This window comes from Cytobacillus dafuensis (assembly GCF_007995155.1).
GTDB classification, from domain to species: domain Bacteria; phylum Bacillota; class Bacilli; order Bacillales; family Cytobacillaceae; genus Cytobacillus; species Cytobacillus dafuensis.
The window spans coordinates 1,316,336-1,339,182 of sequence record NZ_CP042593.1 but is presented as its reverse complement, the minus strand read 5'-3'; the positions used below and the strand labels follow the sequence as shown (position 1 = coordinate 1,339,182).

Below are 22,847 nucleotides of genomic sequence, written 5' to 3'. Positions count from 1 at the left end.
TTATACCACATGTTCATCCTTTAACAATTTGTGACTGTTTGTCCCTAAGGGTGCATATAGTATTAATTAGAAGGAGGGGATTTTCATTAAGACTTCAATAACATCTATTAATCTTATTAGATATGCAGTGGCTTATGTATTCATCGTATCTAGTATGATGAAAATGATGAATCCTGAAATGGGGGCTTACTTCGTTAATCTTGGACTGCCTTACCCGATTATTGTTATGTATATCGTTGCCATAACTGAGTTTATTTGCGGTGTCTTCATATTATTGAATAGAAGTGTAAGCAATGCAACGATCCCGTTAATTGGTATTATGATCTTTGCGATTATATTAACAAAAATTCCAACGATATCATCTGGCTTTATACAATTTGCAGCTAATGCAAGATTGGACATCGTTATGCTAATTTTGCTTTTTATTTTATATAGGCAGCCTTCGAGGAAATAGAATGATGGAGCAGAGTTATACGGAGTGTCTTATGTAAACAAAAAATGGCCTGCAGGAAAGGACAATTCTCGCGCAGGCTTTGTAATATTTCTTTCTTTTTGCCTACTAGAAAAATATCACTCTTGCATTCATAGGATTATTTATTTTTTCTCATTATCTTAAAAACAGCAATAAAAACAATAGCTATTACTAAAATCGCTGCAATCCAAATATATTGATGACTGCTTTCCTGTTTGTCTGTTAAATCAACCGTTTCAGTTGGGGGCTTTCCTTCTCCTAAAAATTCCAAATCCTCCTGAGAAGTACTGAGCTCACTTGTTCGATCACAGATGATAGATATAAGGGATTTTGCACCGTACATATCGGATTCATGCGCATACACCAAATAATCATTCCCTACTTTAAAGTCAATCCCACAATCTCCTCCACCTTGACCAGTAGCAATAATAACTTGTGATTGCTTAACACCTTTCCATGTTTCCGATACTTCAAAAAGAACACTCTTTGACATAAATCCTTTTATGCTGCGCTTTTCCATAACATCTACAACTTTACCGCTGAATACCGCCTGTGACCGTTGGAATTCAGACTCTACACTTGGCCGCTCAGCACAAGAGCATGCATTTACATCAGTTGGGAAAGTCGTTGAAAGGAAAAGACCAATGGAAATGAATAAGAGGATAGAAATGACCTTTTTCATTCTGTCACCTCTTTTCTTAATATTAATAAAGCTAAACTTCCATCAGTGGGGGTTTTCCGAAGCACAGGATGTGCTAGTGCAGACGGTACGACAGGACGTCGTGTCTTTAGTCTGCGTTCATCCCCCACTGATGGTTAGTTGAACCAATCACGCTCAAAATGCCACGTCCTGTGGCTTTCGCCTGACTTGGACATCCTGTCCGTCGTCGGGCCTTTACGAGCAGTTGCCCCCCCACTTAGGTTTCTTGATTCTCTCGCAACCTTGTAGTGGGGGTCTTACTGCCCGTTAATCTGCGATAAAACAAACAATTCTGTTTAGCTCCTATACTTATGAATATTATATTTGTTGTAATATGATTCCATAAGGTATGAACAAAATCCGCTATTTAGAAAATCAAAACCGTGATCCAAATCAATAATTATTCAAGAGGTAAAACTTTCATTTTGTTTTTAACTAGGAAACTTTTTGTCAATTACGATAATTATAGTAAGATGAAAGATATATAGGAAGTTAGAACTTTCATTGGAGAGATCGTAGATGTTAGATAAGTTACACAGCTATTATAAAAATTCTTTACTATTGTCAGAGAAGCCAAACTCTAGCTTCTATTCTAATCACCATTGGTTTAAAGACGAAAATAGCTCTCGTTGGTTAGGGATTCCATTAGAATCCATACATAATCAAGAACTTGCACTACTGAAAACGCTTTTTCATTATGAATTCAATACGAAAAGCACTAACACTCTAGAAAAAAAGTGGCATGACTTCCTCTTTTCAAATGGAATGATTCCAGAAGCTGACCAAGAATCATATTATCGCTTTATTCAATTCCATCTATACGGATCGGAATGGGAACAACATGATATCGAAGAAGCTATGTATGGCTTTTTCCAAGACAATTCTATCGTACTATGGAAAGATCAAGCGAGTGGAGTCATAATAGAGCGAAATCCTGATCAATCCATCAATGTGGAGTTACTACGATCCCTTTCTCAAACACTGGAAAGTGATTTTTTTCTTAAAGCCTTTTTTTACTGTGGAAAGGTACAGGCCTTATCAATAAAATCACCAATACTTTTTACAGAGGAGCAGCATTTCTTTGAAGAAGCTATTCAGCTCATGCCATCCGATCGCGTATATACTTTTGAAAAATGCTTCCCCTATTTGCTATCAGCTCAGCTGCCAAAACATATGCAGGAATGGATGAGTTCGCAATTGCTCCAAATCATGGCTGATGAACCCGAATTATTGACAGCCGTTAAACGCTTTTTGGAAAATAACTCTAATGCCACATTAACCGCAAAACAGCTATATGTTCACCGTAATACATTACAGTATAGATTAGATAAATTTATGCAAAAAACAGGTATAAACTTAAAAGATTTCAATAGTTCCATAACGGTTTATCTCGCTTGTCTTCTACATAATCAGTGAATTCTGGAAGATCGCCTAAAAAAACTTAACAAAGAAAAAAGCAGTGAGTCCCGTGTAGCACACGAAGCTCTCTGCTTTTTTTTATTGAGAAATTGGCAAAATAATATCAATTCTTGTCCCTATATTCAATTCGCTCTCAACATTTATGAAGCCTTGATGATCTTCAATGATCTTTTTTGTCACAATAAGGCCTAGGCCTGTTCCATCTTCTTTTGTCGTATAAAAGGGTTTAAAAAGATTATCTAAATCAGACTGATCAATCCCACAACCTTGATCACTGAAGCTTATTGAAACCTGATTATTAGAACAAAATTTGGAAAGGATTCTTAAATTACCGCCATCCTGCATAGAGTCAATGCCATTTTTTATTAGATTAATAAATACTTGTTTTAATTGATTCTCATCACACTCTATTAATGGCAAATCCTCTTCCATTTCTGAAGATAACTTTATTTTCTTCTTTAAGGCAAGCAGCTGAGTAATGGAAAGAACATAAGTGAGAATATCCCTGACATTATGCTTTTCGAAATGAGTAGATTTTGGCTTTCCAAGTATGAGAAGATCATTGACGATTGAATTTATTCGAACAATTTCTTGCTCCATAATTAAGTAATAGTGTTGGTCACTTGGATGTTTTTCACGTTGCAGTTGAGTAAAACCTTTTAACGAAGCTAACGGATTTTTTATTTCGTGACTAATTGTAGCCGCAATCTGCCCAATATAGGCAAGCTTCTCCATTTGCCTTAGGTCTTCATGCGAATTGTGCAGTGCATGAATATAAGAAGAGAAACGTCTTAACAAAATGTAGGAGATCGCAGACAGAATAATAATCAAAACAATTGGAATGAGCACTACCCCTGACTTTATCATAATTCCGACTAATAAGTATCTAAGTATAGAACCTAAAGTAACTACCCAATAGAATTGCTTATTGATAAAAATGGGAGAAAATAATACAAGAATCAATTCTACTGCGTTTCCACTATTGAAGCTGCTTGGATTATCTGCAAACAGTACGGCATCGCTTATAATTGAAAATATAATATAGCTTAATAAATACATATATTTTATGGCACTTAGTTTATCTATTTTAGCCAAAAAATAAGCAATAGGGATTAGTCCAATAAAGATCAAATACCCCCAATATCCAATTGCATTTGGATATCCTATGGCTGTTTTGAGAATATATTTTGGATAAAAGAAATAGTATATGAAATCAGACAGGACATAGGTAATATAAAAAGAGGTAATATAAATTTTAAGTGCTCGTTTTTCTTCATGAATTAATAAAAAGTTAATGTTTTTCTTTCCCATTGCGATTCCTCATAACTTATAAAATTTCATACTAATCACTATCATTATTATAATATACCTTCAGTCCCGAAAATCTGCAAATTTACACTTTTTTACGAAAATTTCCCTTTAAATTAGCTAAACAACACTCGTTGAACACGTTAATCTGTAATAAACCATATTCCAAATGTGAACACCGCCCAAAATGACGGTAGAAAGTTTGTGCAGACAGCCCATATTCATTTCCTTTCTATTTGATTTACAATAAATTAAATATTTCAAAAAGGGGCTGTATGAATTGGCTGAATTGAAGCTCGATCATATTTACAAAGTCTATGATAATAAGGTTACAGCCGTTGAGGATTTTAACCTTGATATTCATGATAAAGAATTTATTGTTTTTGTAGGTCCTTCCGGATGCGGTAAATCAACTACTTTACGAATGATAGCTGGACTTGAAGAGATTTCAAAAGGCGATTTTTACATTGATGGAAATAAGGTAAATGATGTTGCTCCTAAGGATAGAGACATTGCAATGGTATTTCAGAACTATGCCCTTTACCCTCATATGTCTGTATACGATAATATGGCATTTGGCTTAAAGCTACGTAAATTTTCTAAGGCTGAAATTGAGCGTCGTGTAAAAGAAGCAGCTAAAATTCTTGGTCTGGAAGATTATTTATCCAGAAAGCCAAAAGCTCTTTCCGGAGGTCAACGTCAGCGTGTCGCATTAGGAAGAGCGATTGTTCGTGATGCAAAAGTATTTTTAATGGACGAACCGCTTTCTAACCTTGATGCTAAGCTTCGTGTACAAATGCGTTCAGAGATTATTAAGCTTCATCAACGGTTACAAACGACAACCATTTATGTTACTCATGACCAGACGGAAGCCATGACCATGGCAACACGGATCGTCGTTATGAAGGATGGCTTGATTCAACAAGTCGGATCTCCGAAAGAAGTTTACGACAACCCTGAAAATATTTTTGTTGGTGGATTTATTGGTTCTCCAGCAATGAATTTTATTACAGGAAATCTTGAAGACAGCGGATTTAAAGTAGGAAATATAAAACTTTCTATTTCTGAGGAAAAAATGAAATTTCTTCGTGAAAAAGGCTATATAGGCAAAAACATCATTCTTGGTGTTCGTCCTGAAGATATTCATAATGATTCCACTTTTAGTGGAGCAGCAAAAGGAGCAGCTATTAGCGCTCAAGTTGATGTTTCCGAACTCACAGGAGCAGAATTAATGATCTATTCAAGTATTGAAGGGCAGAATTTTGTCGCACGTTTAGACGCCAATGCCAATATTCAAAGCGGACAAAAAGTTGAACTTACCTTTAATATGGATAAAATCCATTTCTTTGATGCTGAAACAGAATTAAGAATTCGATAAAAAAATAAATGAAAAGAGGAACTCATAATGATAAAACCATTAACGAGTTCCTCTTTTTTGTATCGTCGGTTCTTGATTCTCTTTATCATAAGCGATTGTTCCATTGCAAAAAGTCATATAGACATCAAAATTTTCATCCAAAATAACCAAATCGGCGTCCTTCCCAACAGCAATACTTCCTTTTCGATCAAATACATTTAATTGCATTGCTGGGTTAGCTGATCCCATTTGAACTACATCCTCTAGCGTGCAGCCGGTAAAAGACATCATATTTTTTAAGGCTTGACCTAGCTTTAACATACTTCCAGCTAAGGTTCCATCACTCAACATTGCCTTTCCATCTTGAACGGTGACATCCTGTCCGCCTAAATCGTAGGTTCCGTTCTTTAGGCATTTTGCCCTCATTGAGTCAGTGATCAAGATGATTCTATCAGTACCTACCAGCTTATGTACCAGTTTTACAACCTCAGGTTTGACGTGAATGCCATCCGTAATAAGCTCTGCCTTCAATTCTTCCCTTAAGAAAACAGCTCCCACTACACCAGGCTCCCTGTGATGCAAGCCGCTCATTTGATTAAAAAGGTGAGTGGCATGCGTAGCTCCTGCGTCGATGGCTTCAACAGCTTCTGCATAGGTTGAACGTGAGTGGCCAATAGAAGCAATAACACCGGTTTCTTTTAAATAGCGAATAAGCTCAAGTCCTCCATCTACTTCAGGTGCAAGTGTAACGAGTTTAATATTCCCTTTCGAAAGCTTCTGCCATTCTTTAAATAATTTCTTCTGAGGGTTAATAATATATTGGACTGGTTGTGCCCCAGCCATTTCTTTATTTACAAAGGGGCCTTCTAGATGAACGCCAAGGACCTCTGCTTTATTTTTTGAGGACTTTGTTTCAATATTTTCCCCTACATTAATCAATGCCTTTTCAATGACATCCTTTGAATGGGTCATGGTAGTTGCCAAAAAGCTTGTTGTTCCTTCTTTTGGTAGCGCACTTGCCATCCTATCAAGGGCTTCTTTCGTTCCATCCATGACATCTGCTCCGTCAACGCCATGAATATGGACATCGATTAGTCCCGGAATGACTGAATAATGCTTGGGTACAGCAAGTTCTTTATAGTCCTGAGCTTGGGCTAATTCCGTCATCGACCCTATTTCAGCTATTATTCCTGCATCTATTTTGATATAACCATTCTTGATTACTCCAGCATCTGTATAAATCTGTATATCTTTAAGCAAAAATTTACTAATGTCTAGATCGTCCATTTCATCGCATCCTTTACCGCTTCCAATATACACACTTTTCAAAAAATATAACATTAAGACATTAATGCGTAAATCATTTTCTCTTAAAATTATTTTATGAAAAAAACTAGTACCTATTTAACTAGAAGTTTAACAATACAAATAGCGTAGGAAAAAACAGAATGTTATTTCTTCCCACGCTCTTATTTAGTGGACTGATTAAACAGTCATGCTCTACTTATTCATTTATTTTTTGAAAATGTTGACGGGCTATAGCGGCTACTTCTTCTGGTACTTTATATGTAAGCGGCTCTTGTTGAAGGGCTTGGAAAAAATTCATATCACTTGTGCCAAGTAATCCAATTGTAAATCGAGGAATAAGTCGTACATGAATCGGCTGATTGGAAGCAGCATCCATTGATGCCATTAATGCCATGTTAAAGCTCGCAAACCCTTGCTCCGTCATCGTTGAAAAAATTGCCTTTAAGCCTTCAGCAAAATCTGCCCAATCCTGTTCAGTAATATCATTAATCGTATATTTGCCACGGAAAATTCCTACAAAATCATTTTGACTTTTCGGAGCAAAAGCATGCATCCAAGCAACACTCCCCTTTTCCCCAATCCATCTTTCGGCAAGTGATTTTTCTATTTCATATAGAGAAGTGAAATAATCATGATCACCTTGATAAGCATCTGCCTTTTGACTTACAAGTGCCTGATAGTTCGTTGGTGAATCAGAAGCGCTGACCTGAATATGAGGATGAAGGACACTCCCGCCTGAATAAGGGAGATAATTCCAGTTAATAGATACATAGTGTACCTCTGAATCAATTTCAGCTATTTTTTGAATATAATTCTGGGCTGCCATGAAAGCATCCATTATTAATTTCTGGGTGAATTCTTCTAATCGAACATAATGCTGTTCGGAGAAAATGACAACCCCATTATGCTTGCTATAAGGGAAAAGATTTGGGAACAGAACCGCTTCTCCTTGAGAAATTCGTCCTTGTTCAGTAATATCCTTTGGAAAAATTGGAGTCAGCTTTAGTAAATTTTCAGGGCAGAACGGACATTTCGCTCCACCAGTTTGCACAGCCATATCTGTATAATCTGGTGGAGTAAATGTTATCCCAGGATTAAAAATGAGTCGAGATGATTCCCCTGTCAGTGGATCAAAGCGAACCTCCGTTTTTCTTTCAATGGCATTTCCTTGATTATCATAAAACTTAAACCACTCTTCTTTTTTCTGAAACTTGATTCCCATTATTCCTCCCCCTTACTACATTTTAATAAAGTGAAACTTCTATCAGTGGGGGTTTTTCGCACAGGACGTGCTAGTGCCGACGTTGCCACAGGACGTGGCGTTCTTAGTCGGCTTTCATCCCCCACTGATGGTTAGTTGCGGCCCACAGGAAGTGGGTCACGCAGACGTTGCCACACGATGTGGCGCTTTTAGTCTGTGTTCATTTTACGGGCAGTTGATCCCCTACTTAGGTTTCTTTGATTCTCTCGCAACATTGTAGTGGGGGTCTTACTGCCCGTTAATCTGCGAAAATATTTCATGATGCATTTGTAGATGCTAGGCATATCCTAACAATCGGTGCATCAAGCATTCACACCAAAGATAATAAAAAGAGTACCAAGTTGGTTACTTTCATTTTACTAGATACTCTTACTTAAAATAATACCATATTTTGTATAGACTATTACTAACCTTTATTATCTTAATAGTAAACTAGTTAGGAGTGTTTTTACTTCATTTCATACTGTGAAAATCTATACCTTTAAGCCTTCTTTACCCCCTCCAAACTTGATGATTGTGAAAGAATAATTCTTCAATCCATTCTACATCTACCCATTCTAAATTTAGATTTACCGATTAAGCTTAGAACGTACTATGTTCTAAAAAGATAAAACCTATTTTTTCTGTAGACTAAATAATTAATGGATAGCGATTTAATCTTTACTTTAATCTATTGTTATATTAAGGTCGTCTGAATCACTAGTAAACTCGTGCATATCTAGACGTCTGTCACCTGTACTAGGGGGGACAGTATAACGGAAAGGATCCTTGTCCCAAGGGTGCGAATATGGAATAAAACTTAGATTATTAAACACTTTATTAATATTTTTTAAGTTCGGTAATGCATTTTTTATCAAAAATTAGGCAACTTTATTTTACCCCCATCACAAAAACAGGATGGGGGTATGCGTGTGTGAAGGTTTAAAATTAAATAATTATATTGTAATCTACATTTTCTTGACATTTCCTTATTGCGGGTGGCAACATCTTCGCTGGTTCTACCCCTATTAATGAAATTAGCATCTCCGGAGTGGCTACTTTTGTGTTGTCCCATGATTTTATTGGTTTACAGCAAAAAAAAACGGTTATTATTAACTATTCAATCCTATTTGTAACTTTATAAAAAGGTAATTATATCTAGTTTGTTATCGGTTGTAATAACTATCCTATTTAATTATTAAAATTCATTCGGTTCTAAATCCTTATTTTTAGTTGTAATAATGTCCATGTTCTTAGAAACCCGCACAAATGCACGGTGATGAGGTAACTTATATATGTATTAATCCCTATTTTTCGATCATTTACCACGTTCGAAACTATCATTTTCAGAATATACTGTATATTTTGGATAAAGTTCGACAAATCTTAAATTATTTATTTGCTAATATTTACACGTTAGGAAAATATTGAACTAGGATTTTATGGAAAGAGGTGATCTATCTTCTCGGCATTCGGTTAGCAAATTATTTCAAATGGAATGAATGATTAAAGGAGGAAAAGTGTTGAAAAGTAAAAAGAATACTCGCTTTAAATGGTTGTATATCATGTTAACTGCATTACTAATCTTTCCAATGTTTTCAGGAATGGGGACAGCAGCAACAAACCAAAAACCTTACATATCCGCTAAGGATACTAGTTCAGGATCTATAAAAAGCAAGATTAATAGTAAGCTAAAAAAACAATTTGATAAACAGGAAAAAGTTACTTTCCTTATTAAATTTAAAGAGCAAGTAGATACAAAAAAGGTCGCTAAGACCGCTGAAAAAAATGCCATTAGTCAAAAGGCTTCCCCGGCAAAGGAAAAGTATATGAAACGATCAGCAGTAGTTTCTTCTTTAAGGTCAACATCAATTGAAACACAAGGAAATGTGAATGAGTACTTGAAGAAACAAGAAAAGGCTGGTAAAGCCAAAAATACTCAATCCTTTTATATTGTCAATGCAATGGCTGTAACAGCTACGAAAGAAGTAATGGAACAAATCGCAGCTTTTCCGGAAGTGGAAAAGATTCTTCCTAATGAAACGAGACAACTTCATAAAGCAGTTGAACCAGCAGAAAGTAAAGAAACTTCTGAAACAAAAGCTAGCGAAAATAGCAAAACAGACTCTGTTGAATGGAATCTTAAAAATGTAGGTGCCCCCTCTGTATGGAAAATGGGGATTGATGGTACAGGGATTGTGGTAGCTTCCATTGATACAGGCGTACAATGGGATCATCCTGCATTAAAAGAAAAATATCGAGGATATGATCCAGCAAATCCAAATAACCCAAACCATGAATTCAATTGGTATGATCCAGCTTCAAATGCAACTACTCCTTTAGATGATGTTGGTCATGGAACCCATGTAACGGGAACAATGGTTGGTGCTGAACCTAACGGAGATAATCAAATTGGTGTTGCGCCAGGAGCGAAGTGGATTGCTGTTAAGGCCTTCACAGAAGAAGGCGGAACAGATGTAGATTTATTAGCAGCAGGTGAATGGATTTTAGCTCCGAAAGATAGAAATGGAAATCCTCACCCTGAAAAGGCGCCTGACGTTGTCAATAATTCATGGGGCGGTGGTCCGGGTCTTAATGAATGGTACCGCCCAATGGTTAATGCATGGCGCGCAGCAGAAATTTTCCCTGAGTTTTCCGTAGGGAATACAAATCTTTTTAACCCTGGTGGACCGGCATCAGCTGCAGAACCTTCGAACTATCCTGAATCATTTGCAACAGGTGCGGTTGATATTAATAACAAATTAGGTGATTTTTCACTTCAAGGGCCTTCTCCATATAATGAGGTAAAACCAGATATTTCAGCCCCTGGAGTCAATATCCGATCATCTGTTCCAGGAAGTGGATATGAAGGTGGATGGAATGGAACATCAATGGCAGGACCGCATGTTTCTGGGGTTGTTGCCCTGCTTCGTCAGGTGGATTCAAGTTTGACAGTAGATGAATTAGAGGAAATTCTATTATCAACCGCTGTTCCTTTAACAGACTCGACATTTCCTAATACCCCTAATAATGGGTATGGTTATGGACTAGTCAATGCGTATGAAGCTGTGGCGTCCATTACTTCCGGTCTTGGAAAAATAAAAGGACAAGTCAGTGTAGAAGGTGAGGATAAAGAGAAACCAAAGTTCGAGCATAGTGCTCCACAAAAAACATATTCAGGCCAAGATTTACCTTTAGATATTCAAGTAACAGACAATGTCAGCGTAACGAATGTCGAATTACAATTTTTAAATGCGGATGGGAATAGGAGTACAGTTCAGGCTAAAAGAACCTCAGGAGATCATAAAAATGGCTCATATGCTGCAACAATCCCAGGAAAAGACATTAGTGAACCTACTGTCACTTACAAATGGAAGATAACGGATTATAGCGGTAATGAGGTTATGTCCAATTCGTACAATATCCCTGTTATATCTGGAATTGGTATAGGTTATTTTGAAGATTTTGAAACTAAGCCTGATGGATGGCGTTCTTACGGGGAAAATAACGTCTGGGAATGGGGAACACCAACTTCTGGACCTAAAAATGCCGTATCAGGTGAGAAAGTTTATGCGACAAAATTGGATGGGAAATATCCTGATAATGCAAATATGACGTTACTTATGCCGCCAATCGATCTTAAAGATGGAGAGGCTTACTTACAATTCAAACAATGGTATGAACTTGAAGAACATTTTGGTAAAGGTTATGATTTTGGCCATGTATTTGTTTCAACAGATATGGAAAACTGGACGCAAAAACTCCGTATCAGTGGCAAATCCATTAGTTGGATTGATGGAGAAGTTGATTTAAGTGAATATGCTGGTCAAAGAATTTATGTTGCTTTCAATGTAACTTCAGACATTCTTTTTGGTTATCAAGGCTGGTATTTAGACGATGTTCGTTTATCCAATCAATCTATTCAAGCATCTAATATGTCTACATTAGAGGTTGTTAAAGACCAAAATCAACAGGATTCCAAAACAATGCCTGATAAGGAAGAAGTGGATCCAAGCAAAATAACTCCGGTCAAAGAGGAGCTTTCTAAAGTTAACTTAGAACAGGAATCTTCTCCGTCACTTTTACCGCTTGGTGCAGAGGTAAGTGTGCTGGAATCAGGAAGATCAACCTTTACAAATCCTGAGAATGGCAGCTACAAATTAAATCACGCAACAGGGACATTTACTATTCAGGCAGAGACATATGGCTATCGTTCAGCATCTCAATCAGTTGCTATTCCAGCTAACGGAGAAGTAACAGCTAACTTTATCTTGGAAGAAATTCCAAAAGGGACGATTTCTGGAGTAGTCACAAATGAAGTGACAGGAGAAGCCGTTTCAAATGCTACTCTGTTGTTGATGGAAGATGCTCAGGTTCAACCTGTCCAAACAAATGAAAAAGGAGAATATAGCATTACTGCCTATGAGGGAAGTTATACATTAAAAGTGGCCTCCCCATCAGCCTATAGTAAAGAATTAACCGTAAAAATAAACGCGGGATCTGTCAAACAAGACGTACAGTTAAAACCGTTTATCGGGTATCCAGGAGAAATCGGCTATGATGATGGTACAGCAGAAGACGCACATATTTTTTATGGTGCAGGAAATGGCTGGGCTGTCAAAATGTCTTTAGCTAAAGGCGAAACTAGTGCGATGGTGACAGGAGGATTATTCAGATTCTGGGACACTCAATGGCCTGAGCCTGGTGGAACGGATTTCAAGGTTGCTGTTTACGATGCGAGCGGTAAAGATGGCGGCCCTGGTAAAAAAATAGCAGGACCATTTAATGCAACCGCAAAAAGAAATGGTGAGTGGACACACGTAGATTTAAGTTCAAAAGGTATTATCGTCAATGGCGATTTCTACATGGTTTATATCCAAAGTGCAGATAATCCGTATGCCCCTGGGCTTGCAAGTGATGTTGATGGTGAGAATGCTAAACGCAGCTGGTTCTTATTTGGGGGGGAATTTAATCCAACTCCTAAAGAAGATGGAAACTACATGATTCGAGCGGTTGTTAGTTACGAAGTCAAAGCACCTGTTATCACATCCCCTGCCGATGGATTCTTTACGAATCAAGGTTCAGTAATGGTAGAAGGGAAATCAGCTCCGACTACTGCGGTTAAGATATTTAATAACGGTAAGGAAGCTACAGCTGTGCAAACTGATCAGAACGGGAAATTTGCAGCAGAAGTACAATTAAATGAAGGTGAAAACCTCTTTACGGCTAAAGCTTCGACAAACAGTGGTACAACAGATCCTTCAGCTCCTGTTAAGGTAGTTTATGATAAAACGAAACCAAAACTTTTTATTGACAAGCCCGTAAACAACTTCAAAACAAATAAAGAGACTGTTACAGTAGAAGGTACAGTATCAGACCAGAACTTGGATTGGGTTAAAGTAAATGGTGAAAAAGCCAAGATTAATGCAGGTAAATATTCGCATCGTGTCCTTTTATCGGAAGGGGAAAATACAATTAAAGTAATTGCGGAGGATAAAGCTGGAAACAGCCTGGAAAAATCTGTAGTGGTTGATGCTAAATTTACAGCTCCTTCAGTAGAAAACTTGCAGCCAGCAGAGGATCAAATATTAAAATCAGGCAAATCTGTTAAAATAGAATTTGACAGTGAAGCAGGTTTAAAATCAGTGTTTGCAATCAGAATGCCATTAACGAATGCAATAACAAATGCAACTGAACTCCCAATGATTGAAACTTCCCCTGGTCATTATGTAGGCTATTACACGGCAACTTCAAAAGTCAAAGCACCTGGCGCGGAGGTTGAAATAAAAGTTACAGATGCCTACGGAAATGAAACAAGAAAAACTGCAGCTGGTAAACTATTTATTAATGCGAAAAAGTAAAAAAATAAGGCGGAAGCAGTTTAACTGTTTCTGCTTTTCTATTATTACGATTATTCTCTGAAAGTAGCCGGAGGATGCCCGTTACTTCAGTACGTTGTGTGCCAAAGCCACAATCCCGAACTCGACATGCACTTTGTCGAGACTCCGCAAGAAATATGCGAAACGACCGATTGCCCTTAATGTGGCCGAACACACTTTCTACTTCGACTTTGCTCCGAGCATAAATGGTGGATTTCTCCTCACATTCAAGGGCTAATTTTGCCTTTGCTTTCATTTACTCAAAGACGGTATTCCAGAATCCTGTCACAATTACTGTAAGAGTTCATAACGAACCTTCTAATAAAACTATCATAAATACAGCTAAGATATTAAAGACTTTAGGGACTTCTGCTTAGAGTCTTTTTTATTTTTAAAAAAATTATCCCTAAAAACAGGACTAACATGCCCTGTAAATACCCCCACTCAGCGTAAATGCGCCAATTTTTTTATTCTATTTTTCCACTCTTAAGATTTCGTTTAATGAGCAGTGAATTCAATACTTTTTCCAATTTTATCTTAATTAGTTGTTCTGTAGTCGTTCTAAAAGATTCATAACAATTTAACTACTACTGTATATTTTTTTAAATTGTTTTCTAAAAAAACAACATCGAGTAAATCGTATTTATCGATAAAATGGGCGTATCACTCATAGGACATTGCAAGAAATAATACATATATTAAACAAATGACAATTGTTTTTGTAAGGGGGGATATAGAGTGACAATTTTGGAAGGAGCTTTACAAGGTTTATTAGCCTTTATGTTTTTAACAGCTGGATTTGGAAAGGTGACAGGCTCAAAAATGCACCGCGAACTTTTCGTTCATTGGCGTTTACCACAATGGTTTCGTGTCGTAACAGGGCTTGTGGAGCTAGCTGGTGCAGTTCTATTAATAATTGGTTTTTGGCAAAAGGATTTCGCCATTGCAGGAGCATCATTACTTGGTGTAACAGCGATTGGCGGAACACTTACGCATATACGTGTAAAAGATGGTTTTAAAGAAACATTTATGATCGTGTTATTAGGGATAATCGCTTTTATATTGCTTTTTATTCTAATTTAACTGCACACGTTTATGAAGAGTAGGTGGATTCCCTACTCTTCTCTACCATAGCAGTTCATAAGCCATTTTGTGCATAAAGCCCTGCACTAGTTTATTGCGAGTAGGTCACTTTATATTTCCCACCAAGTTACCTTTTCGGTTTTCAATCAATCTATTAATATCTTCTCTCGTCAATTTATTCATTTTTTTATCTTACACTATCCTGCAATTTCAGCCGAAGCAAGATCCCCATTAATATTTCCATTTACAATGATAGAATGTCCCCAAAACATATCCCCATCAAAGAAGAACATCTCAAAATCACCATCTGGATAGACACTGATGCTGCTTAATTCCATGAAATTCATGAACATTTCTTTCGTAATCTCATCGATCTCTGCCTCATCATTATCCTGCAGCCAATCATTTGCTAACTCAACCAGTTCTTCTGAAGCATACTTTCTGATTTTCTGATTCCATTCATCCTGAACCTTGAAAAGTGTGTGTGCAGTTTCCAATGCAGACTTCATCGTATTCTCATCTTCATCCCAGTCAAAATACAAAGTGCCTTCTTCTCCAGCCCAAAAAATTTCCTTTTCAAAAAGTTTAACACTCTTTTCTAGTTCAAACTTGCCGAGCACCTCATCATTGTAAAAAACCGGCTTCATTGATTCCTGCAATATCATTTCCAATTCATCATCTCTATATGCTGTTTCCAGAACCTTAACAAGCATCATTGATTTTTCTGCCCTACGCACCTGTAATTTAACAACTGTATTCATTTTCAAAATGTCTCTTGATTGTTCCCATTCTTTATCATCAACCAACCATTCAAGTCGCAATTCTTCTTTCATAACAGGTTCATTGCTATGTAAACTTTTCCACGCAATCAAATTAATTGACGCATTCCACATAATGTCTCGGCCTCCTTTTCCCGCACCAGCCCCTGATGCCCCTGTGACAGCCGCTACTTCAATAACATTTTCAGTGAATCTGTTTTCAAATCTACTTCTTTCAGTCGTTTTACTCATTTTTACAGACATCCCTTTCGCCTCGATCAGGCACAATTCGAATTGAAAGTGCTTTGCGAGTATTATTAATAAAATTGAATTCTCTATTTCCTCAATTGCATGCTATTTCTACTATGAAAATATATTCCTATAAAAAATTCGAACTATGCACTTATATAAAATTTACTTATAATGAATATTATACTAAATATTGTAAACAGGAGTATAGATATGATAGTAAGAACGAAGGCCTTGAAGGTCAAACTTAAAGAAACACAAAATCCTCTCGAAGATTTTATGCTCATAAATAAAAATGATCATTATTCTGTTGCGAAAGAAGTCCTTTTTGTCAGATATATTGGTATTCCTAATACAATCGAACTTTACACTGAAAATATTCTTAAAATAGACCAGTATTTTTCTTCAAATACGACTGCTTATTTACGATTGAATGGTCTTGAGAAATTATCAAATATAGATGAGATTAATAGGCTATCAAAGGTTTGGGAGAATTGGGAACCGATCGTTAATAATTCCATAACTGATCCTAAATCACTTAATCAAACTCATCTGTGCACGGGGTTAAATAACGATACCCTTGAATGGACGAAAAAACTCACCTTTCTGCAGATACTATCCATGTATAAAAAAATCAATCCTCATTCCAGTGCAACTTTACTTAAAAATTTTGTTATAAAATTTTTGAATTGGATGGAAATCTATTTGCCAAGACTTTTTAATACCGAAACTACTCCTAAAGTCGTTTTTATCGGAGATATTAAACAGCATGAATTATTATTTTTGTATTTCTTATCAAGACTTGGCTGTGACATATGCTATATGAATCCGAAAGAGGATATTGTCCATTTGGATCCTGAAATCGATACTTACTCAACATCATATAAGTGCAGCACCCTGTATTCAGAATACGTAAAAATACCAGATTTTTCACCTGCAAAAAGAATAGAACATGCATCCTTGCCCACAGCACCAATTACCAATTCTCGACCTAAGGTATCCATTACTGTAAAGCAGAACCAAAATCCTGCAAAAGGTGAAGAATTAAGTTATGAGCAGTTGGCTAGTCTGTCAAATTCTGTTGTCATGATTACAGTGTATGATAATGAAAATAATATTGTATGCGGCGGCTCTGGTGTTGTCATCCATAGTCAGGGATATATTGTAACGAATCTACACGTGGTTGCGGGTGGACACTATTATTCAGTGCTCTACGAAAATGAAACGGAAGAATATATGACAGATAATTTCATTAAATATCATCAGCTATATGACCTGGCTATTATTAAAGTGAATAAAAACTGCGCACCTCTCACTTTGAAAACAGATGGTCAATTAGTTCGAGGACAGAAGATTGTTGCCATCGGAAGTCCTTTAGGGTTATTTAATTCCGTTTCCGATGGTATTGTTTCCGGTTTCAGAGATATTGATAATATTCCGATGATCCAATTCACTGCTCCTATTTCCAATGGAAGCTCAGGTGGTGCACTGCTAGATATGTATGGGAGGCTTGTGGGTCTCATCACTGCAGGGTTTAACAAAGGGCAAAATCTAAATCTGGCAGTTCCTTCGCAAGAAATATATGATTTTGCACGGAATTTTATTGAACATACTTAAATAAAGTGTCTAACCCCAGCTAAGTGCAAAAACAAATAACAAAAGCATTCAGTTCCTTGAACTGAACGCTTTTGTTATTTTATAAATGGTAAAGTAACTTGAAATGTTGCTCCACCCTCATTTTGATTCTCAACCTGGATTTTCCCATTACTACGTTCAATAATAGCTCTTGAAATCGCTAAACCTAAACCATTTTCACCATTTTTACCTTTAATAAATCGGTGAAAGATCAATGGAAAAATGGCTTCATCAATCCCTTCTCCATCATCCTTTATTTTAATCATAATATTACTAGTCAATGTTTCCATCGTAATGGAAACCTTATTGTGTGCATGGCGAATACCATTGCTTACAATATTCAACAAAGCCTGCAAAAGTTTGTCTTCATCAACATACAAAAATGAATCGGTACCTTCTTGATGGACAATTTCAAGTTCCACTTGATGCTGATTAGCTAATAATTGGAGTTTTTCTATAACCTCTTTTAATAAAAAGTTTATATTAACCTTCTGAAGCTTAAAAACATTCTTATCACTTTCTAATTTGGCGAGGAGAAGCATTTCTGTAATCATTCTTTTCATTCGTGAACACTCACCAATCATAATCTCTAATCCCTTTGTCGCTTTTTCTCCTGTAAATACTTCGTCTCTAATTCCTTCAGCATATCCTTGAATATTCATAATAGGCGTTTTTAATTCATGGGAAGCATTTTGAAGAAACTCTTTCTGGGAATGATGATAAATATCTAATTCTTGTGCAAGTTCATATACACAATCGGCTATAGTTCCTACTTCTCCATTTGCTTTAATCAGGCAAACATCCGAAAACCTTCGTTCCTTTACCTTATTTAGTTCTGTTTGCAATAAGTGTAATGGCTTAATAATTTTTCTTGTAATGAAAAAGCTTAAACATAGCGCAAAAATCAAACCAATCACAAAAATAATGAACATTTTTGTCATAAAGTCATACTGAATCTTTTTTAAGGGGCTAATGGATGATGCAATAATAATTGGTTTAGCCGATGAATCATAATTTTCTATCGTTTCAATTAAATATTTATCGTCCTTTCCAATCCATGAAGACTGACCGCTTTCAACAATTTTTTCAGCATTTTCAGCCAATTCAACTTTCAATTGCTCTTGCTCGTGTTTATCTTTTACGGACGGAATTGACATACTCGAAGGAAAAAATACTACCTCACTGCTTTCAACTGGTTTTGTTTCCATTTCTGGTTGTAAGGTAAGCGCAGCTTCTGCTTGCTCTCTCATTTTCCCCCTTTGATTCTCCTCTAATATTGTTTCAAATAAATTATTCATTAATAAAAACATAATAATGAACAAAAAAATAATCAGAAAGGCAAAAGCAATATTAATTTGATTCAGCAGTTTCATGATTTTTCATCTCCCGGAGCCTATATCCATATCCCCAAACAGTCTCTAATGGTAAACCTGTCATCTTTTTCCTTAATCGCTTAACTAAATCATCTACAGCACGATCACTTCCAAAATAATCCTCGCCCCAAACAAAATGTAATATTTCTTCTCTTGAAAATGGATGTCCATACCTTTTTATTAACAAGTAGAGTAAGTCATACTCTTTTATCGTGACCTCCACTTCCTCACTTCCCCAAAACACTTGTCTTTTTTCTATGATTAATTTTATATCTCCCGCTCTTAAAACCTGTTCTTCTTCATTTACACTTTTTTTCTGATAGTTTTGTAGCATCGTCCAGCGATGCAGCAGCCGCTTTACTCTAGCTATCAGCTCTTTAGGACTAAATGGCTTCGTTAAATAATCGTCACTGCCAATCTCTAATCCAAGAATTCTATCTACTTCTTCATCCTTAGCAGAAATCATAATAATAGGAATCTCTTCCTTTTCTCTTATCTTTCTGCAAAACTCATATCCGTCCATCCCTGGCAGCATAATATCTAGAATCCACAAATCAGGTGACATGACCATTTTTATTTCTAATGCCTCCTCAGCTGAGGCAACACTAATTGTTCGGTAACCTTCTTTTTGCAAATATGCTTCAATTATTTGCCTAATATGAAGCTCATCTTCGACAATTCCAATTAGCATTGACATCGAAAGATACATCCCTTCATCCGATAAAATTATGTTAATTTTAACAGATTTTGCTTAAATCTCAGTGTAATCTATTTCGATTACATACTTTTTCCACAATCAGTCCATTTTTTTGCCAGAGTGAGTTTCTATACTTTTTTATGTAAGTTAAATTATTTTATTGAGGAGTGTGTTCACATGAAAATGAAAAAAATCATTATGTCTGGAGCATTAACTTTAGGCTGTGTTTTACCAATTTCAGCATTGGCTGCAGATAATCAGGATGATTCTGTAAAAGATAAGGATGGAACTGAGTTCATTGAAGCTACTTTATCTATCCCTGCATTACAACTTGAAGAAGGTCAATTAGAGAATGCTAAAAATGATATGGAATCTGGTGAATTAGTTGAATCTACACCAGCTACTATAGTTGAAGAAGCTATTTCGACTGCTAAAGACAAAGAATGATAACGCAGCAATAATTGATTCATTCTGTAAAAAAGGTGCCTGATCCCTAGCGAAATTAAACGTGGGGTCAGGCACCTTAGTCAGATATATTCAATTATATTGTTACCTTATTTAGCATTAACATCAGGTTGATGTAACCCGAAAATATTTCCCTCTGTATCTAAATAATATCCCTGCCACGCCATTCCTGGCAAAGCATATTTTGGCATTGCGACTTTTCCGCCATTCTTAATGATTTTAGCTTCCGATGCATCATAATCTTCCACACCAATTGTGCAAACATAGCCATTTAAAGCTTGATTTGCTTCAGGTGCAGCACTTTGACGCTGCATTAAAGCACCATTGATTCCAGGTTCATTTTCTTCTCCTGTCACAACCCCAAAGTAAGGCATTCCAGCATATTCGCTCCAGTCTTGAAACGTCCAGCCAAATACCTCTCCGTAAAATGTTTTTGCCTGTTCCATATTAGTTACATGAATCTCAAAATGAACGACTCTTCCCATGATTAACCTCCTAATATATTCACATAGATATGTACTGCACACTTGAATGGATATTTTTTATGTTTATTTTTACCTGTGTTGATCGACAAGGATTAGATTACCATCAGGATCCTCAATCATAAAGCTCCCTGGGCCTTCAGTTGCCACATTTGCTTCGTTAATAAAGTTAATTCCTTTTTCTCTAAGTTCCTCCTGTAATACCCTAACATCCTTAAAAGGATTTACTTCTTCAGCATTACTGTCCCACCCAGGATTAAAAGTTAATATATTCTTTTCAAACATACCTTGAAACAGGCCAATTATACAGTCTTCATTTTTCATGATTAACCAGTTTTGATCGATATTTCCACCAAAAACGTTAAATCCAAGTTTCTCATAAAATGCTTTTGAAGCATGAATATCTTTTACCGTCAAACTAACAGAAAATGCTCCAATACTCATATTTTTTCTCCTTTCACTAGATCATGAGGATGCTTTCACCTTATATCTAAAAAATAACACTTGATTCATTTAAAAATCAATTTCTAGGGTATTTTTTTTCAAAATAGTTAACCGTTTTTTCAATTAACTGCTTTAATATTTCTAAATCTACGTCATCTAGTTTATTTATATAAATACAAGCTTTACCTGATGTATGCTTCCCGAAACTCTCTAGTAATTGTTCTCGTTCTTTTTCTTCCATTGTAAAATATAGACTGATTTTTGCTTTGCGAGGTGAAAAGCCAACAAGTGGTGCATCTCCTTCGTGCCCAGTTTCGTATACATAGTGGTAAGAACCGAACCCAATAATGCTAGGCCCCCACATCTTAGCCTGAAAACCGGTTACTTCAGTAAAGATATCCAACAAATCATATGCATCTTTCCTCTTTTTGACGTTATCAACTTTTTCGATAAATTCAATGACGCTACTATCAGTTTCTTTCGTCTTAGGTTCATACATTATGGCTTTCCTCCTTTCATACTGATTTTTTAAAATTTATTATTACCGCTTACTAATCACTTCTCCACTAGATTTTCATTATTCAAATAAACTATACCGAGTATTAAATAAACTAGCAAGAAAAGGGATTATAGTACTTTCAACTGATATAATCTTCATCATAAAAAATCTCCTTCTCAAGATAATCTTCTTAACACTAGCAAAAAGATTTCATATTTATGCTATACACTCTCTTATTTTTGTTATAATAAAGTGCCTGAAAAAATAAATAGCATTAGAATTGTAGGGGAACCGGTGTTAACGGTTGAGATTGGATCTGTGAGGTCCTGACCCTTTGAACCTGATCTGGTTAAGACCAGCGGAGGAAACATATTCGAGTAAAGAATAGATATGTTTGTTCATGGACGCGCGGGTTCTCATCCGGGTGTTTTTTATTTTTTCTGGAGTTACCACGAATACACTTTGGAGGAAAATGTCATGAAAAGGTTAATTGCAACTATGCTTACTACATCCTTGCTTCTCGCAGGATGTGCCGGAGGAAAGGAATCCGCAGATCCCGCGAAGGAAAAGAAAGAAAAAAATGAGAAGGTAACGGTTGTTCTTGATTGGACACCGAATACAAATCATACCGGTTTATATGTTGCACAGGATAAAGGATACTTTAAAGAAGAAGGCTTGGACGTTGAGATTATTATGCCTGGTGAAGCAGGAGCTGATCAGCTAGTTGCTTCAGGAAAAGCCGATTTTGGCGTAAGCTATCAGGAAAGTGTTACACAAGCACGTGTTCAAGGGGTACCTTTAGTTTCAATTGCAGCAGTTATCCAGCATAATACGTCAGGATTTGCCTCTCCAGTGGAGAAAAATATTACTTCACCAAAGGATTTTGCTGGAAAAACATATGGAGGCTGGGGAGCTCCAGTTGAAAAATCCGTTATTACTTCCTTGATGCAACAGGAAAATGCCAATGTAGAAGATGTTTCCTTTGTGAATATGGGGGATACAGACTTTTTTACAGCGGTAAAACGAGACATTGATTTTGCTTGGATTTATTATGGCTGGACAGGCATTGAAGCAGAACTTCGCGGCGAAAAGATCAATATGGTTTATTTAACCGATTATAGTAAAAAGCTTGATTACTATACACCAGTACTTGTAACAAATGAAAAGAAGCTTCAATCGAATCCGGAACAAGTGAAGAAATTTTTAAAGGCTGTTTCGAAAGGCTATGAATTTGCGATCGACCATCCATTTGAAGCAGCAGATAGTTTATTGAAAGCAGCTCCTGATCTTGATAAAGATCTTGTTAAGAAAAGTCAAGAGTGGTTAGCAACACGTTATCAAGATGATGCTCCAAGATGGGGTGAACAAAAGCTAGAGGTTTGGGAAAACTATGCAAACTGGATGTATGAAAATAAATTATTAGATAGTGAGCTAGATGCTAAAAAAGCCTATACAAACGACTATTTGCCAAAGTAAGGA

General features: G+C 36.4%; 18 protein-coding genes and 1 riboswitch. Of the genes, 8 read left to right on the top strand and 10 right to left on the bottom strand.

Annotated features, from left to right (window positions below; all coding sequences use genetic code 11):
* The first annotated feature begins 79 nt into the window (after nt 1-79).
* A complete protein-coding gene (locus tag FSZ17_RS06400) occupies nt 80-454 on the top strand; it encodes a DoxX family protein (RefSeq protein ID WP_322107609.1) in 375 nt (124 codons plus the stop codon).
* A gap of 136 nt (nt 455-590) precedes the next feature.
* Here the strand turns inward: FSZ17_RS06400 and FSZ17_RS06395 are convergent, their stop codons facing one another.
* Nucleotides 591-1,154 (bottom strand): hypothetical protein, encoded by a 564-nt coding sequence (locus FSZ17_RS06395; protein WP_057774984.1) that lies wholly within the window; start codon nt 1,152-1,154, stop codon nt 591-593.
* Nucleotides 1,155-1,691: 537 nt separating this feature from the next.
* Here FSZ17_RS06395 and FSZ17_RS06390 point away from each other — a divergent pair.
* Complete coding sequence (locus FSZ17_RS06390; RefSeq protein ID WP_057774986.1) at nt 1,692-2,588, top strand: PucR family transcriptional regulator; 897 nt, start codon at nt 1,692-1,694, stop codon at nt 2,586-2,588.
* An 81-nt stretch (nt 2,589-2,669) separates the two neighbouring features.
* On the opposite strand, the gene FSZ17_RS06385 is transcribed toward FSZ17_RS06390, so the two are convergent.
* On the bottom strand, nt 2,670-3,902 hold the full coding sequence (locus FSZ17_RS06385) for an ATP-binding protein (protein ID WP_057774988.1): 1,233 nt from the start codon (nt 3,900-3,902) through the stop codon (nt 2,670-2,672).
* A gap of 277 nt (nt 3,903-4,179) precedes the next feature.
* Here FSZ17_RS06385 and FSZ17_RS06380 point away from each other — a divergent pair, with 277 nt between their 5' ends.
* The gene (locus tag FSZ17_RS06380) at nt 4,180-5,277 is read left to right on the top strand and encodes an ABC transporter ATP-binding protein (RefSeq protein ID WP_057774991.1); all 1,098 of its coding nucleotides are present in this window, start codon (nt 4,180-4,182) and stop codon (nt 5,275-5,277) included.
* A gap of 39 nt (nt 5,278-5,316) precedes the next feature.
* On the opposite strand, the gene nagA is transcribed toward FSZ17_RS06380, so the two are convergent.
* Together nagA and FSZ17_RS06370 are read right to left on the bottom strand one after the other, a co-directional pair.
* Nucleotides 5,317-6,543, bottom strand: a complete 1,227-nt coding sequence (nagA, locus tag FSZ17_RS06375; protein WP_057774994.1) for an N-acetylglucosamine-6-phosphate deacetylase — start codon at nt 6,541-6,543, stop codon at nt 5,317-5,319.
* A 217-nt stretch (nt 6,544-6,760) separates the two neighbouring features.
* Nucleotides 6,761-7,786, bottom strand: a complete 1,026-nt coding sequence (locus tag FSZ17_RS06370; protein WP_057774998.1) for a hypothetical protein — start codon at nt 7,784-7,786, stop codon at nt 6,761-6,763.
* 1,520 nt (nt 7,787-9,306) lie between these two features.
* Between FSZ17_RS06370 and FSZ17_RS06365 the strand changes: the two genes are divergently transcribed.
* Together FSZ17_RS06365 and FSZ17_RS06360 are read left to right on the top strand one after the other, a co-directional pair.
* Nucleotides 9,307-13,665, top strand: a complete 4,359-nt coding sequence (locus FSZ17_RS06365; protein ID WP_407643425.1) for a S8 family serine peptidase — start codon at nt 9,307-9,309, stop codon at nt 13,663-13,665.
* 756 nt (nt 13,666-14,421) lie between these two features.
* Nucleotides 14,422-14,766 carry a DoxX family protein gene (locus FSZ17_RS06360; protein WP_057775009.1) on the top strand — a complete coding sequence of 115 codons (345 nt, stop codon included), beginning with the start codon at nt 14,422-14,424 and terminating at the stop codon, nt 14,764-14,766.
* Between the two features lie 197 nt (nt 14,767-14,963).
* Here FSZ17_RS06360 and FSZ17_RS06355 read toward each other — a convergent pair whose 3' ends face one another.
* Nucleotides 14,964-15,776 (bottom strand): DUF2262 domain-containing protein, encoded by an 813-nt coding sequence (locus FSZ17_RS06355; RefSeq protein WP_057775012.1) that lies wholly within the window; start codon nt 15,774-15,776, stop codon nt 14,964-14,966.
* Nucleotides 15,777-15,986: 210 nt separating this feature from the next.
* Here FSZ17_RS06355 and FSZ17_RS06350 point away from each other — a divergent pair, with 210 nt between their 5' ends.
* Entirely contained in the window at nt 15,987-17,390 is a 1,404-nt protein-coding gene (locus FSZ17_RS06350) for a trypsin-like peptidase domain-containing protein (RefSeq protein WP_057775016.1), read from the top strand.
* Between the two features lie 74 nt (nt 17,391-17,464).
* Here FSZ17_RS06350 and FSZ17_RS06345 read toward each other — a convergent pair whose 3' ends face one another.
* The gene (locus tag FSZ17_RS06345; RefSeq protein ID WP_057775019.1) at nt 17,465-18,781 is read right to left on the bottom strand and encodes a sensor histidine kinase; all 1,317 of its coding nucleotides are present in this window, start codon (nt 18,779-18,781) and stop codon (nt 17,465-17,467) included.
* Nucleotides 18,759-19,478, bottom strand: coding sequence for a response regulator transcription factor (locus FSZ17_RS06340; protein WP_057775022.1), 720 nt, complete (start codon nt 19,476-19,478; stop codon nt 18,759-18,761). Before FSZ17_RS06340 ends, FSZ17_RS06345 begins: the two co-directional genes overlap by 23 nt.
* A gap of 177 nt (nt 19,479-19,655) precedes the next feature.
* Here FSZ17_RS06340 and FSZ17_RS06335 point away from each other — a divergent pair, with 177 nt between their 5' ends.
* Nucleotides 19,656-19,925 (top strand): hypothetical protein, encoded by a 270-nt coding sequence (locus FSZ17_RS06335; protein WP_057775025.1) that lies wholly within the window; start codon nt 19,656-19,658, stop codon nt 19,923-19,925.
* A 107-nt stretch (nt 19,926-20,032) separates the two neighbouring features.
* Here the strand turns inward: FSZ17_RS06335 and FSZ17_RS06330 are convergent, their stop codons facing one another.
* From FSZ17_RS06330 to FSZ17_RS06320, 3 genes are all read right to left on the bottom strand, one after another.
* On the bottom strand, nt 20,033-20,428 hold the full coding sequence (locus tag FSZ17_RS06330) for a VOC family protein (RefSeq protein WP_057775028.1): 396 nt from the start codon (nt 20,426-20,428) through the stop codon (nt 20,033-20,035).
* A 69-nt stretch (nt 20,429-20,497) separates the two neighbouring features.
* Nucleotides 20,498-20,869 (bottom strand): VOC family protein, encoded by a 372-nt coding sequence (locus tag FSZ17_RS06325; RefSeq protein ID WP_057775031.1) that lies wholly within the window; start codon nt 20,867-20,869, stop codon nt 20,498-20,500.
* A gap of 76 nt (nt 20,870-20,945) precedes the next feature.
* On the bottom strand, nt 20,946-21,368 hold the full coding sequence (locus FSZ17_RS06320) for a DUF1801 domain-containing protein (protein ID WP_057775034.1): 423 nt from the start codon (nt 21,366-21,368) through the stop codon (nt 20,946-20,948).
* Between the two features lie 274 nt (nt 21,369-21,642).
* Nucleotides 21,643-21,752: riboswitch (TPP riboswitch) on the top strand.
* 93 nt (nt 21,753-21,845) lie between these two features.
* On the opposite strand from FSZ17_RS06320, the gene FSZ17_RS06315 reads away from it, so the two are divergent.
* Nucleotides 21,846-22,844, top strand: coding sequence for an ABC transporter substrate-binding protein (locus FSZ17_RS06315; protein ID WP_057775037.1), 999 nt, complete (start codon nt 21,846-21,848; stop codon nt 22,842-22,844).
* The last annotated feature ends 3 nt before the right edge of the window (nt 22,845-22,847 follow it).